This window comes from Paenibacillus melissococcoides, assembly GCA_944800085.1.
In the GTDB taxonomy this organism is placed as follows: Bacteria; Bacillota; Bacilli; order Paenibacillales; family Paenibacillaceae; genus Paenibacillus_B; species Paenibacillus_B melissococcoides.
Genome location: CALYLO010000002.1, coordinates 531,996 through 546,433, shown reverse-complemented (window position 1 = coordinate 546,433; position 14,438 = coordinate 531,996). Strand labels below are relative to the sequence as shown.

General features: G+C 51.2%; 10 protein-coding genes and 2 pseudogenes. 2 read left to right on the top strand and 10 right to left on the bottom strand.

Going from position 1 to position 14,438, the window contains the following annotated elements:
* Window positions 1-2: 2 nt before the first annotated feature.
* From OCY70_RS10720 to OCY70_RS10710, 3 genes are read right to left on the bottom strand one after another with little or no spacing between them, the layout of a single operon-like run.
* On the bottom strand, window positions 3-650 hold the full coding sequence (locus tag OCY70_RS10720; protein WP_261944840.1) for a hypothetical protein: 648 nt from the start codon (window positions 648-650) through the stop codon (window positions 3-5).
* On the bottom strand, window positions 647-2,062 hold the full coding sequence (locus OCY70_RS10715; RefSeq protein ID WP_261944839.1) for a phage late control D family protein: 1,416 nt from the start codon (window positions 2,060-2,062) through the stop codon (window positions 647-649). The genes OCY70_RS10720 and OCY70_RS10715 overlap by 4 nt, the downstream gene beginning before the upstream one ends.
* On the bottom strand, window positions 2,059-2,658 hold the full coding sequence (locus tag OCY70_RS10710; protein ID WP_213431244.1) for a hypothetical protein: 600 nt from the start codon (window positions 2,656-2,658) through the stop codon (window positions 2,059-2,061). Before OCY70_RS10710 ends, OCY70_RS10715 begins: the two co-directional genes overlap by 4 nt.
* Before the next feature lie 386 nt (window positions 2,659-3,044).
* Here OCY70_RS10710 and OCY70_RS10705 point away from each other — a divergent pair.
* Together OCY70_RS10705 and OCY70_RS10700 are read left to right on the top strand one after the other, a co-directional pair.
* Window positions 3,045-3,245, top strand: a pseudogene (locus OCY70_RS10705) (transposase); the annotation flags it as partial.
* Between the two features lie 265 nt (window positions 3,246-3,510).
* Window positions 3,511-3,597 carry an S-layer homology domain-containing protein gene (locus OCY70_RS10700; RefSeq protein WP_249725662.1) on the top strand — a complete coding sequence of 29 codons (87 nt, stop codon included), beginning with the start codon at window positions 3,511-3,513 and terminating at the stop codon, window positions 3,595-3,597.
* A 144-nt stretch (window positions 3,598-3,741) separates the two neighbouring features.
* On the opposite strand, the gene OCY70_RS10695 is transcribed toward OCY70_RS10700, so the two are convergent.
* The 7 genes and pseudogenes from OCY70_RS10695 to OCY70_RS10665 form a co-directional block, all read right to left on the bottom strand.
* Window positions 3,742-4,065 carry a DUF6572 domain-containing protein gene (locus OCY70_RS10695; protein WP_249725661.1) on the bottom strand — a complete coding sequence of 108 codons (324 nt, stop codon included), beginning with the start codon at window positions 4,063-4,065 and terminating at the stop codon, window positions 3,742-3,744.
* 28 nt (window positions 4,066-4,093) lie between these two features.
* Window positions 4,094-4,966 carry a polymorphic toxin-type HINT domain-containing protein gene (locus tag OCY70_RS10690; RefSeq protein WP_249725660.1) on the bottom strand — a complete coding sequence of 291 codons (873 nt, stop codon included), beginning with the start codon at window positions 4,964-4,966 and terminating at the stop codon, window positions 4,094-4,096.
* A gap of 670 nt (window positions 4,967-5,636) precedes the next feature.
* A complete protein-coding gene (locus OCY70_RS10685) occupies window positions 5,637-6,275 on the bottom strand; it encodes a hypothetical protein (RefSeq protein WP_213431242.1) in 639 nt (212 codons plus the stop codon).
* 458 nt (window positions 6,276-6,733) lie between these two features.
* A pseudogene (locus OCY70_RS10680) lies at window positions 6,734-7,431 on the bottom strand (IS5 family transposase); the annotation flags it as partial.
* Between the two features lie 177 nt (window positions 7,432-7,608).
* Window positions 7,609-9,186 carry a glycosyltransferase gene (locus OCY70_RS10675; protein ID WP_213428786.1) on the bottom strand — a complete coding sequence of 526 codons (1,578 nt, stop codon included), beginning with the start codon at window positions 9,184-9,186 and terminating at the stop codon, window positions 7,609-7,611.
* On the bottom strand, window positions 9,179-10,288 hold the full coding sequence (locus OCY70_RS10670) for a tetratricopeptide repeat-containing glycosyltransferase family 2 protein (protein WP_213428829.1): 1,110 nt from the start codon (window positions 10,286-10,288) through the stop codon (window positions 9,179-9,181). The genes OCY70_RS10675 and OCY70_RS10670 overlap by 8 nt, the downstream gene beginning before the upstream one ends.
* Window positions 10,289-10,417: 129 nt before the next feature.
* Window positions 10,418-14,260 (bottom strand): beta strand repeat-containing protein, encoded by a 3,843-nt coding sequence (locus OCY70_RS10665; protein WP_261948763.1) that lies wholly within the window; start codon window positions 14,258-14,260, stop codon window positions 10,418-10,420.
* Between the last annotated feature and the right edge of the window lie 178 nt (window positions 14,261-14,438).

Below are 14,438 nucleotides of genomic sequence, written 5' to 3'. Positions count from 1 at the left end.
TCCTATACCGCCCCATCGTTAGTCGCTTCTACGGCTCTCCCGTCGTCCCCTCCGCCGGAAGTTTCATACAGCAGCTCACATTGATCCTTGTATTCGCCAATGAATAATTGCAGGTTCACAGACTTGTCCATCCGGCGATAAGCTTCACTTTCAATGAGCGAAGGGATGAAGCCTCGCAGCCATTCCACCGTCAACAGGTGGTACTTGTAGGCTTCGATCAGCTTGATCTTCTCGATATCCATCCGGGTGATCTTTCTCGCATACGCTTTTCGCTTCTCCTCCAACTCCCCCATCCGGCGGAACTGCGGGGCGAAAATAAAATCAGCAGACCAAGAAGATGCGCATTCCTCCACATCGAGAAACCAATTATCGTCGTAGGCGTCGATCCGATAAAGAGCCGTGTTCGCCATGATGCTTGTCCGCAAAAAGGAGATATACACGTAACGAATGCTCCCCTTGCGCCCCTCTGCCTGCAGCTTGGCGTCTTGCTTGCATACCGCTTCGAAGGCCGCCAAAAAACGGCGTTCGATCTGCTCCTTCTCCTGCCGGTATCGTTCGTCGATCTCCGAGAGATCGAACTGCCAACGGTCGAACACATGCTGCTCCAGCAAATCTTGCAGCGCCTCCTCTTTACTCATCACCCGGATCATTCGATATTGACCTTCCCGCCGCTTAACGTCACGTGTTCGGCAATGTTCAGATTCGCGTCCGCTTGCTTCAAGTCGATCCCGGCTTCGCCCTGCAGCAAGATGCGCGCTCCTCCGGTAATTTCGATGTCATCCTCGGCGGACAGCACGATTTTTTTGTCACTATTAATTTCAATGCCTCCGTCATCCGTCAGGCGCATCAGCAGATTGCCGTTTCCGATAATCTCAATCGCCCCCGATTGGAATACGACTTGCTTGCCGTATTTGGTACTAATGCTTTTGACCGCCGGATCGCTGCGCTTCACCGGGTCGGAGGAGGCCAAGTCGACCGAGCTGGCGGCAAATGCGTTAGGCTCCCTCTCATCAGGAAAATAGAGCCGAACCTCGTCACCGGCTTCCGGCATGCAATACCAGCCGCTTCCGTCCGGGGAAGAATAGACGGTCGAGTAGGGAAACCACATGGCCCCGGCATCATGTCCGCTGTCGATATGCAGGCTGACCTTCACTTGGTCCTTGGACACGTCCAGCACCTTGCCGAACAGCGAGGCCCCTGATAAGGCATGGGCATAGGTTGTGAGGCAGCTTACGCCTTTCTTTTCCCGCAGCTCGTAATGACTGACAAGAATGCCGCCTTCGAGGTTGGTCTCCGCGCGCGCCACAAAGAGCGTCCGCTGCCGAAACGCGACGGGGAAGCCGAGCTCAATCAGCTTGCGGCTTGTCACTTCATAACAAATACCGCTCTCGCCGTCCGCTCCCGACAGGCCGTTCGCGGCATGCTGCTTGGTGTCCTTCAAATTCTTGCGAATCGTATAATTATATTCGTCCAGCTTGAGCGGCTCGCCCACATCGGGAAGCCCGACATAATAGCGCGGCCCCTTATGCGCGGCTATCGGCGTGAGCGGAGCGTGAAAATGGGAAGCGAGCCGCTTGGCGAACTGCCAGTCGGTTTCCTGATACTGCACGATAAACTCTCCGATGCTTTGGCCCCCGGAAGCCCCATCGATGACATCGCCGTTCGCATATGCCCCGGTCAGTTGCGCGAACAGATCGCGGTAAGCCACACCGGCGTTTTGGTAAGAACGGCTCTTTTTCCGAAGATCCATCAAGATGGTGGCGCTTGTCGCCTCGATCGTTAACGTGCGGACGTTGCGGTTCGCCTGCACAGCCATTGTGGTAACGACGCCTTGAAACAAGACGATTTGTCGTTCGCCTTCTTGTACGTAAACTTCCAACTGCGTGTGATCGTCTGCCTCGTCGACGTATTGATCGAGCCTCTCTTCCGGTACAATCCCGCTTACGGACAACTTGACATGCTCGTTCAGTTGCTTGATCAGCCTCAATTCGAGCAGCCGTTCCAATTGGTAAGGGGCAACGACAACGTTGGCACTTGTATACACCGTCTGCTTCTGGCTCATTCTTGCTCCTCTCCGTCATCCAGGGGCAACACGTGTATGGTGCGCATGACTTGGAACGCGATGTCTCTCCACTGGTCATAATCTGCATAGCGGCAGCTAAAGGTCCCCATCCCAGTTTTGCCGTGGAACACGAAGAAGAAGAAAAGCTGATACATAAACCCGTCCAACGCGGAGCTCTTGAATTCGAAATACCCAACCTTATTGCCGTTCGCCTCTTCCGTCCCGTCAGAAAAGAACAGATGCGCCGGGTTCGTCCGCCGGATGCCGGCTCTCATACCGTTCGTTAATTCCTCGACCCATTCCTCTTGCAGGTCGTGGTCGATCCGGTTCAAAGTGAACGCGATACTGCCGGTCTCGTCGGATTTCACGATCGGCGGGCGTGCTTCATAAGGGTATTTCACTTTCCGCACTTGCTCCGGCATGTCCGTAAAATCCTGCGGGACATACATCGTCAGCTTGCCGTCGAAGAACGGTTGCTCCTCGAACGCGTAGTAGCGCTTTCCAACACGGACCGGTCCTGTACGAATGTCGTGCGGCTCCTTCGCTTTCTCCGCTTCGTTCAGCAGCGCTTGAATTTTTTCGTCCATAAATTCCATTCGACTCACATCCCTTCCCTCGAATAAAACAGTCCGAAAATCCCGTTTTTTGTCTACATCATAAAAAAATGACCAATAAGCGTCAATGAGTCTTCCACACAGGTCTATCGCACTGAATTATAGGCAGTTGATCGCGAAATCCGTCGAATGCCAACCATATGTTTCCACACTTTCAGCCACGTCAATGTCCGGGAAGGAAGCCGTGGACAGGTGAGTCCGCTCTACATTCTGGAAGCAAGGGGGCGATGCCAGCGAGAGGCGGGAGCAGCAAGCCTCCACTTTCGAGCGATGCGCATACTGGAGCAAGGTTTCGACGACGCTACGGCGGTAATGTCGATTCGATAGAAGCACTGCAAGAGTCTCCGTATGACGAACAGCCAAGGGGTATAAACGAGGAAGTACGATGTCGTGAGCGTGTAATTCGTATCTTTCCAAACCGCGATTCTGCATACCGATTACTTGGAGCCATGCTAATGGAGATAGATGAAAAGTGGAGCAATGGCCGAAAGTATCTCGATATGACGGATGATTTGAAGTGGCGAAAAACGAACGTAAGAACCCAATCCAAAAGTGTGCGATTAAGGTAGAGGAGCGAGTTTTAATTAAGGGAACTTACACACAATTTTGGACTTGCATTATGCCAGGGCTTTATTATGTGTTGTGCAGATCGGAGACGGTGGGGACGAAATGGGGACCGAATGAGCGTCTTTCCTTGGAATAGACTCCATTCCAAGCGAATTATAATCTATGAGGAATTTGAAATCACGTGCAGTACAGCGTCTTAAGTTGCGGTGCCGATAAGGCATTGGGTAGAGGCCTCAATCCGAAGAGTGATGGACGCAAGACTCATGGATGGACGGTTTCGCACCGAATGATCCGATTACGCGGGCTGAGATGGCCGTGATAATTGATCGGCTGTTGAAGCAGGCGGAGAAATAAGGGCTGGGGCCAAGCCTACTCCCTGTTGCATGATAAGAGCCGTGGGATCACTCCTGCGGCTCTTACTTAGCGAGAAATGAGAGCGTGTATCCATTACCACAAAGAAACCTTGAAAGGCATGAAGCCTAATCAAGGTTAAACAAATCAAGCGCCAATTTGATAAGTGAAGTAAAACCCGGCAGCACTGATTATTTCTTTAACTTGGTTTAAGAAGTTCTTGCAACTATCAGGGAGTTGATATTTGAAAAAAATCTTTATTTCAAATTCTTTGCCTTCAGAACCTTCATATGAAGTATAGATTTCTCCGCTCTCAATAAAACTCAAATAAACATTAAGCTTCTCCTGAAGAAGTAAGAGATGTCTTTCCTCATCGTCCCATGAAAGTGAGTCTATTATTCCAAGAGATACTACACCAGTTTCTTCGTTAAGGCTAAGTACATCGATTTCATTAGTGTTTTGTAACGGCATTTTTATACCCCTTTCTTTTCTTTGGGGCTTATAGCTCCATCTCAACCATCTTTCTTTCTATATGGACTTTAGTTGGTGGTATTTTTGTTCCTCTAGTATAAGGTGCTTTCCCTTTACCTACAACTGTTGGGGATGCTTTACATTCAACACAATTTATTTGACCTGTTTGCTTGTTTGTTGACACAATATCAATTCTCGTCTTAACCCCACTTTCTGTTTTTACGGTTATTTGCTGCCTCACATTAGTATTATTAGGATTCGAAGAAATCTTATTTACTACTTCTTTCTCAAAAGCATCTCCATTAGCTCTATTTATTTTAATTTGAGACGTCCCCTTATAGCTTGAGCCACCGCCCCCTCCTGAAGGCGCCCTCATCGGGATATTTCTAACTCCGCCTGCTCCACAATTATGCGTCCATATTTCGAGCTCCGTTACGAAATAGTTATGTACTCCTTCGACACGGAAGTTATAAACAGTCGTGCTGTCGTTCTTAATCTCGATCCGATCAATCGGATAGAGTTTGCCTTCTGGATTTTGAAGCAGGTCACCTACCTTAAGGTGTCTTGCCTCCACCCAGCCTCGTCCAGGAATCCAGAACGGATGCTCTTCCGTCGTCGTTATTGTTATTCCTTTGACTGTAATTTGGTATGTCTCGTTTGCTTGCCGTTGGAACAATTCAACAACCTGATTATATCCTGTTTTTCCTGTTCGTTCATCCTTCGTCAGGACAAAATCACCGACGCGGATTCCCTCTATTGGCTTGAAGCCTGAATTCGTTTGTACCGGGGTTCCGGCAGAGAAGCAATTTAAATTGCAATTAGCGATGGATAAAGCAGAAGCAAAAGGAATGCTTGTAAATGAAAGGATAACAAATAACATCAAAGAAATAATTTTTTTCATGTTCTTCTCCTTTTTTGCAAAAATTTAATCGGATACTGCGTTCCTGATTAGTCACGGAATGCTGTCGTCCATACACTTCATGTCCATGCTCCGGTTGAGATCAAGCAAACGGACAATAATCATTTCTTTCCCCGCTTAGCTCGTCACACAGCAAAATGTATTTAAAGTTTTGTAATAATTACCTAATCAGTGGGATTTCGAATTACATGGAAAAAAAGGCTGCCGTGTAGGTTGGAACCAGCAGACTAAAATGGCGTACCCTGAGGGGGTTATATCCCAGTCCTATATTAATACAATAAACTGGGTGCAGCTCCATCCACCAACAAGCGAAACCCGGTTACAGGAGCCCTGCTTACATGATGCGTGGGCTCTTTTTTATTGGGTGGGTAGGAGCCGAGTCAGAATCTGCCTTATTCCATATCATATAAGTACCAAGAAGAAGGAGGTAATTGATCCAGGACTGATAGTGGAATTGGGTGACTCGGGATTAGGTGGGTGTCCTCGATAGGCTGTGCTATCTGTACTTCTTGGTGGAGATTGTTCTGGATGAAGTGCCCAAGCCCCCTCCATAATCTTAGCTATACCCCGCTGATACCTCCTTGGCGGGGTTATTTCCATGGATATTCAAAAGCCCCCGATTACTCAGGGGCTTTTATCATTTGTATTTACATTACAGGAGAACACTTTGATAGATATCGGCAGCAAATGCAAGGCCGGCCGTATTGATAGCGCCATGTGGCAAGTAGTTCGTCACCTGAAAAGAGAATACGAAGCGAACACCAATATTAACGCTGACTACTCCAAGGGAAGCTGGTATCGAATAGAAGCGGACATTTTGCCAGTTGTACGGAAAGGCGATGTCTGTCGTAATCCCAGCTACCGGGTTGAGCGTACCGGCATTCAGATCGACATCCAGCCCTGGCACTGGGAACAAGTTGATACCAAGAGAGGAGACGGCCTGGATACGTGCTGTTACCGCGTTGTCAGCGAACACAGTTAATGCAATTAAGAATTCATTCAGTACACCGATAGATAATGGGATGGTGACTGAGACGGAAGCGAAGCCGTGCGTCTCACCAGGGAAAAATGCGGGTTGGGTCCATACGAATTGCGGGTTCGGCGCGGCCGCGAGTGGTGTATTGTCATTATCAAATTTTGCCAGTTGAGGCCAAATTGCAGGGGCATTGCCCACATTGACGACATTGGGTGCGGCTCCTGCCAAAAGGCTATTTACTGCAGTTGCTCGATCTGGAGCAGAAACGACATTCGCCGCACTGCTTGTAAGCCGTTGGATAGGAACGAGTGGCATCAGAAAACCTCCTTCATTTAATGTCGAGGGACCGAGAATGTTCTTGTCCTCCTCCTTCAATAATGTATGAAGGGTAGGGGTAAACTGCTTGGATGAACTCACTATATTTGAGGTCGATAGTTTATCGAGATAGGAAGGAATGTGACAAATGTTCGGGCGGTTGCAGAAGCTGCAAGGTTAAATGGGACGCTGAGAACCGCACTCGCCAAGCCGGTTTTCCGGCGATCACCGAAGAACCGTTGAGGAAAGTGATATGCTCCCCTTAAAGTAGACAGGTAAAAAAATAAAACCTTCTGCTTTAAGGGGAGCATATCAAGGAATCCCACGGCTCTTTTTATTGCACCGGTGAAAAGGAGCTCTGCTGGCATTGTACTAGGGCGTGTATGCAAACCTTAAGCCAACCAGATCATGGAAGAGGCCAGCTTTAAGAAGGCAACAAAAGTACAGGCCAATTTATCGTACCGAGTTGCCAGCCGACGATTATGTTTGAGTTTGTTGAACAGGCATTCGACCAGATGACGCTCTTTATACAACCACCAGTCGGTTGTACGTTGGATCGTGCGATTCTTCTTACTGGGAATGACGGAATGGGCCAGTTTCTCTTCCAAAAGCGCAATGATTTTATCGGTATCGTATCCGCGATCCGCCAAAACATGTTTACCTTGTATGTCTTGGGTTTGCAGGATCTCATAACCCGTTACACAATCATTGATGTTGCCTGCGGTTACTTCGAAGCGTAGCGGATTGCCAAGGCCGTCTACAACGGCATGAATCTTGCTGGTTAAGCCTCCGCGTGATCGTCCGATGGCTTGGAATTGCTGCCCCCTTTTGCCCCCGCGCCGTGTTGGTGAACACGAACGATGGAAGCATCGAGCATAACACTTTCGTCATCGGGATTGGCAGCCAGAACCTCTAGCATTCGATCAAAGATGCCTGCTTTCTCCCAGCGGCGGAAACGACTGTAGACACTGCTCCAGGAGCCATAATGCTCTGGCAAGTCTCGCCAAGGCGCACCAGAACGAATCACCCAAAGCATGGCATTGAACATTTTTCGGTTATCGATTGCCGGACGTCCACCCTGTGGTTTCCGTTCCGGTGGCAAGAGGTCTTTGAGTCGTTCCCATTGGTCATCTCGTATCTCATATCGTCTTCTCATAGGATAAGTTTACCAGATATTTGGCTATTTCGATAGTTTGCGTACACGCCCTAGTAGGGCTCCTTTTTTTATATGGTTGGATTCGAGTCAAAATCCGGCTTATTCCATCCGTATCATATAGGAGGTACTCGATCCAGGCATGTTAAGAACAATCTTCATAGCAAGCGTCTCTTTCCCTTATTCGATCCATCGAATCAGGTTCGGTTTTTCATCCAATATGGATAGATACTGCTCCATCCATCCATATTTCGCTTCCGAATCGAGCAGCATATATCTTTGGTATTTTTCAAGACGGTCTTCGAGTTTTGACCATCCAAAGTGCTTCAATCGAAGCTCCGATAAACGGTGGGGAAGCTCGAATACATTCTCAGGGAGCCGCCCGCAATGCAGCGGAGTCTCCCTCCATTTGTATACAAAATCAGAACGGTAACGGAGCAAAAACGGACGATAGGTTAAGTGCGATCGCCAAAGATGGTCCTCCCTGTAATGGGTTTCGTTCCAAAAATCGAAGAGCCGAAAACAAAATAAGTCAACTTCGTCTTGCTGTAACAGTTGTTGAATCTCACTGGCAAACCGGCCCTCAAAAATTTCATCAGCATCGAGATTCAAAATCCAATCGGGCTCTGTTTTCACCGTTTCCTCCCATTGTTGCTTTCGTAAATCGACTTCGTTTTTAAACTTTGATACGTCATTCCTTACCAGCCTAACGGGTATCCCCTGCAACGCGTCGAGGCAAACGTCAACCGTGTTATCTTCGCTGCCGTCATCGATAATCACTGCCTCATCAATATATTTTCGGTGCTCCTCGAGTACCTGTTTCAAATACCGTTTCTCCTCGTTCTTGACCACCATTGTCAATGTCAATTTATCCCATCTTTGTTTTATAGGGGGTTCTGTGATTTGACCAATGCTTTCGGATAACCCTATATCCTGCCTTTTGGTATGTTCGCCAGTCTCGTATTTGAACCTTTCTACCCCGTCTAGATCAGACTCGCGATAAATATGATAAGCAGGAAAGTGAGTGTCAACATATAACGAAAACCCGATTGCAGCGGCACGAACACAGAAATGACGATCTTCCCCCCAAAAGGAAAGGTTCTTAATAGGCTTGAAGTTGACGCCAGCGACTAAAGCATGACGACTGATAAGAGTACAGGCCCCTAACCCTCCTACTTCATATACCCCCGGAACTTTTAATTGAGTAATAAATTGATCGTAACGGACAGCGATGTCTTCGTCGCTTAAATCCTCACCCCGTTGCTGTTCCCACTGCGTGTACTCGTCACGAAGCCATACTTGAGGCTGAGGGGTAGAATCCGGTTGCCATGAGGTCCAAAAAATTTCCGACACGATATCTTTTCCCGTAGAGACAAGTTGTTCAACCGTTCTGGGATGCAGCAGCAAATCGGAATCGACTAGAAATAAATAATCATACTGTTCATCAGTCGCATGTTGGATCATGGTATTTTTAAATTCTGCTACTTTCCAAATAAGATGTTCGGTCCAAAAATGTGTGGTTTCGTTACGAAAATACTCATCCCCTTGCCCGGATGTCAGCACCGTAACATGGTCCACCACCTTGGCGAAGTCTCGAAGCATTTCACTTGCCCGTTCGTCCCGGTTATCATCAATAAATAAATATCCGAATTCCATATGTTCCTGCCTTAAACGATGCAAAGAGATTAAAAATTCGCGTAAAATGGCCGGTTTTTGATGGACGGGACTTCCGATTAACACACGCGTTTTGTCATTCATGACGATCCCCTCCGGCTTTTACCTTGTCGTAATTGCTTAAGACAGATTCCAAATACCTTTTATTTTGCATGACCCTTGGGTCGGTCGGACGGTAGCTACAGGCAATCTCATTATGATAGTGAGCTAATTCGTATTCACCAATTCGGTCGTAACATACGCAAAGTTGAAGATGGGGAAGCCAGGTCGAGCATACGGGATTGAGAAACCCCCAGTTGTCTCTCGACTGTTCGAATTGGATAGCCAGCCTATACCAGAATATCGCTGTTCGAATGTCCTCCTGCTGCAAGAAATGAAATCCCAAGCGGCAACAAAATTCGGGTCGGGGACTACCATATTGAAAAGAGCGTAAAGAAGATGCCAACTCCTGTTCCCGATTACCAAGCTGATGATAACAGTCTGCTAACTTCCCGCAGGAAGCAATATTATCTTCGACCCATCCCTTTCCCGTAGCTAGAAATTTTTCGTAATAACATATTGCTTGTTCGTACATCCGGTGATCAACGAGTTCATTTGCAAAGTAATATAAAACCCTAGGCGAAAATTCTTCGCCGCTGAGCAACCGTTTTTCGTAAATTTTAAGATTTCTGTCGCTATCATGGTGGAGTCTGTTATGTGTGATGATAACATCACTGTTCAAAATATTCCCCCAAACTTCGAGGTATTCGTGAACGGCACCAATCCATCGGAATTGGTTTCCCCTCTTCACAAGGCGGTTACGTCTAACGCTTGAAGTCACATTACCAAATTCATCGAAAGCTAAATGATAATCCATCATAACAGAATCAACGGATTGATCGAGTTCCTCTTTTAGAGTGGACAATTTCTTACGGTCTTCATCCATTAATATGTCATCCGCGTCCAACCAAAAGATATAGTCCTTTGTAGCGAAACTGAAAGCATAATTACGTGCCGCTGCGAAGTCGTCAATCCATACGAAATCGAAAATTTGATCCGTATACTTACGTACAATTTCCTTGGTGTCGTCGGTCGACCCTGTGTCTACAATAATGATTTCGTCAACGATATCCTGAACGGAGCTCAAGCATCGATCGATACTATCCTCTTCGTTTTTTACAATCATACAGAGACTAATGGAAATCAAATTAATCACCTCATTACAGGTATATTCTGGGGGGAATACCCATGTGAGCTTTATTTCTCCTTTATTATTTCTATAAACGTTACGTCCCAAAAAAGCGGCCAGCCCCGCTAAGGACTAGCCGCTTATTGTCTAGGGCTGTATTAAAGCCCCTGTAAAAGTGATTGCTCCGACCGCATTAGCTGTACCGACAGTAGTTAGTGCAGCTAAGGTATAGGTAATATTTCCAGATCCAGGGGTTAGATCAACGTGGTCAACGCTGGTTGCTCCAAATGTGGTATTTGCGACTGCATGCTGATTAATGCTAAAAATTATAGTTGCCCCACGGAGGACTTGTAGTTGAAGTACTGTATTACCTGACGTAGACTCCCATCCTACGATTCCAGTTAACCAAATGCGGCTTCCTACAGGAACTCCCGTTATTGTGATCGTTTTTAATGTAGTTGCGACTGCGCTTAACGGGATGGCTGAACTCCCCGTTGTATTTGGCGTATTCTGGGATACTCGAAATTGTTGGAAGGGGCTTGTGGCTCCCGTGACTCCAGTGGCTCCGGTCGCTCCAGTGGCTCCGGTGGTTCCGGTGGCTCCAGTTTCTCCCGTGGCTCCAGTGGCTCCGGTGGCTCCAGTTTCTCCGGTGACTCCGGTGGCTCCAGTGGCTCCAGTCGCTCCAGTTTCTCCCGTGGCTCCACTGGCTCCGGTGACTCCGGTGGATCCAGTCGCTCCAGTTTCTCCCGTGGCTCCGGTAGCTCCGGTGACTCCAGTGGCTCCAGTTTCTCCGGTCGTTCCAGTGGCTCCTGTTGCTCCGGTAGCTCCAGTGGCTCCGGTGGCTCCCGTTTCTCCGGTGACTCCGGTGGCTCCAGTCCCTCCAGTGGCTCCAGTCGCTCCGGTGACTCCTGTTGCTCCAGTATCTCCCGTGGCTCCACTGGCTCCGGTGACTCCGGTGGCTCCTGTGGCTCCAGTCGCTCCAGTTTCTCCCGTGGCTCCGGTAGCTCCGGTGACTCCAGTGGCTCCCGTTTCTCCGGTCGTTCCAGTGGCTCCAGTCGCTCCAGTCGCTCCGGTGACTCCTGTGGCTCCCGTTTCTCCAGTGGTTCCTGTTGCTCCGGTAGCTCCTGTTACTCCGGTAGCTCCTGTTACTCCAGTGGCTCCGGTGGATCCGGTAGCTCCGGTGGTTCCAGTGGTTCCTGTTGCTCCGGCGGCTCCTGTCGCTCCAGTGGCTCCGGTAGCTCCAATGGCTCCGGTAGCTCCGGTGGCTCCGGTGGTTCCAGTGGTTCCTGTTGCTCCGGTGGCTCCTGTCGCTCCAGTGGCTCCGGTAGCTCCGGTGGCTCCGGTGGCTCCAGTGACTCCGGTGGCTCCGGTAGCTCCCGTTTCTCCGGTGACTCCGGTGGCTCCGGTAGCTCCGGTGGCTCCGGTGGCTCCGGTGACTCCTGTTGCTCCCGTTTCTCCGGTCGTTCCAGTGGCTCCAGTGACTCCCGTGATTCCTGTCGCTCCTGTCACTCCCGTTTCTCCAGTGGCTCCGGTAGCTCCAGTGGCTCCGGTGGCTCCAGTTTCTCCGGTGACTCCGGTGGCTCCAGTCCCTCCAGTGGCTCCAGTCGCTCCGGTGACTCCTGTTGCTCCAGTATCTCCCGTGGCTCCCGTGGCTCCAGTGGCTCCAGTCGCTCCGGTGACTCCTGTTGCTCCAGTGGCTCCGGTGGCTCCGGTAGCTCCGGTGGCTCCGGTGACTCCTGTGGCTCCCGTTTCTCCGGTCATTCCAGTGGCTCCAGTGACCCCTGTGGTTCCTGTCGCTCCTGTCACTCCCGTTTCTCCAGTGGCTCCGGTAGCTCCTGTTACTCCAGTGGCTCCGGTGACTCCTGTGGCTCCTGTGGTTCCTGTTGCTCCGGTGGCTCCTGTCGCTCCAGTGGCTCCGGTAGCTCCAATGGCTCCGGTAACTCCAATGGCTCCGATAGCTCCGGTAGCTCCGGTGACTCCTGTGGCTCCCGTTTCTCCGGTGGCTCCGGTAACTCCTGTGGCTCCGGTCGCTCCGGTGGCTCCTGTAGCTCCGGTAGCTCCGGTGGCTCCGGTAACTCCTGTGGCTCCGGTGGCTCCCGTTTCTCCGGTGACTCCGGTGGCTCCAGTCCCTCCAGTGGCTCCAGTCGCTCCGGTGACTCCTGTTGCTCCAGTATCTCCCGTGGCTCCGGTGACTCCTGTGGCTCCGGTGGCTCCGGTAGCTCCCGTTTCTCCGGTGACTCCAGTGGCTCCGGTAGCTCCGGTTACTCCTGAGGTTCCTGTAGCTCCAGTTTCTCCCGTGGCTCCGGTAACTCCAGTGACTCCTGTGGCTCCCGTTTCTCCGGTAGCTCCGGTAACTCCAGTGGCTCCCGTTTCTCCGGTGGCTCCAGTGACTCCGGTGGCTCCAGTGGCTCCCGTAGCTCCCGTTTCTCCGGTAGCTCCGGTAACTCCAGTGACTCCAGTGGCTCCCGTAGCTCCCGTTTCTCCGGTGACTCCTGTGGCTCCGGTAGCTCCCGTTTCTCCTGGCGCTCCGGTAGTTCCGGTGGCTCCAGTAGCTCCGGTAGCTCCCGTTTCTCCGGTAGCTCCAGTTTCTCCCGTGGCTCCGGTAGCTCCGGTGGCTCCGGTGACCCCCGTTTCTCCCGTGGCTCCGGTGGCTCCAGTTTCTCCCGTGGCTCCTGTGGCTCCGGTCGCCCCCGTTTCTCCGGTGGCTCCCGTAGCTCCCGTTTCTCCGGTAGCTCCGGTAACTCCAGTGACTCCTGTGGCTCCCGTTTCTCCGGTGGCTCCGGTGGCTCCCGTAGCTCCCGTTTCTCCGGTAGCTCCGGTAACTCCAGTGACTCCGGTGGCTCCCGTTTCTCCGGTGGCTCCGGTAGCTCCCGTTTCTCCAGTGGTTCCTGTTGCTCCGGTGGCTCCTGTCGCTCCAGTGGCTCCGGTGGCTCCAGTTTCTCCGGTGACTCCAGTGACTCCAGTCGCTCCGGTGACTCCTGTTGCTCCAGTATCTCCCGTGGCTCCACTGGCTCCGGTGGCTCCGGTAGCTCCGGTAGCTCCTGTTACTCCAGTGACTCCGGTGGATCCGGTAGCTCCGGTGGATCCGGTGGTTCCAGTGGTTCCTGTTGCTCCGGTGGCTCCTGTAGCTCCCGTTTCTCCGGTAGCTCCGGTAACTCCAGTGGCTCCAGTTTCTCCCGTGGCTCCGGTGGCTCCCGTTTCTCCGGTAGCTCCGGTAACTCCAGTGGCTCCAGTTTCTCCCGTGGCTCCGGTGGCTCCCGTTTCTCCGGTAGCTCCAGTGACTCCAGTGACTCCAGTGGCTCCGGTAGCTCCCGTTTCTCCAGTGGTTCCTGTTGCTCCGGTGGCTCCTGTCGCTCCAGTGGCTCCGGTGGCTCCAGTTTCTCCGGTGACTCCAGTGACTCCAGTCGCTCCGGTGACTCCAGTGACTCCAGTCGCTCCGGTAACTCCTGTTGCTCCAGTATCTCCCGTGGCTCCACTGGCTCCGGTGGCTCCGGTATCTCCTGTTACTCCAGTGGCTCCGGTGACTCCGGTGGCTCCTGTGGCTCCGGTAGCTCCGGTGACTCCTGAGGTTCCTGTAGCTCCAGTTTCTCCCGTGGCTCCGGTGGCTCCCGTTTCTCCGGTAACTCCAGTGACTCCTGTGGCTCCCGTTTCTCCGGTGGCTCCGGTGGCTCCCGTAGCTCCGGTCACTCCGGTGGCTCCTGGCGCTCCGGTGGCTCCCGTGGCTCCGGTAACTCCAGTGGCTCCGGTGACTCCAGTGACTCCTGTGGCTCCTGTGGCTCCGGTAGCTCCGGTGACTCCTGAGGTTCCTGTAGCTCCCGTTTCTCCGGAAACTCCAGTGACTCCAGTGGCTCCCGTTTCTCCGGTGGCTCCTGTGGCTCCCGTTTCTCCGGTAGCTCCGGTAACTCCAGTCGATCCGGTGACTCCTGTGGCTCCGGTCGCTCCGGTGGCTCCGGTGGCTCCTGTAGCTCCCGTAGCACCTCTAGTTAACACAGGAAAAATGATTCGACAGCTTTTTGGGGGGATTAATGATAAAGGGAGTAAGTTTAGAGGGTAAATTTTGATTTTCATAAACAACCTCCATTTTAAGTGGAGATTAAATTAAGAAAATATCACAAACTTTTCATCGTTTCTAATATTTTATGCAGGCAAGTAGTTAATGAAACATGTA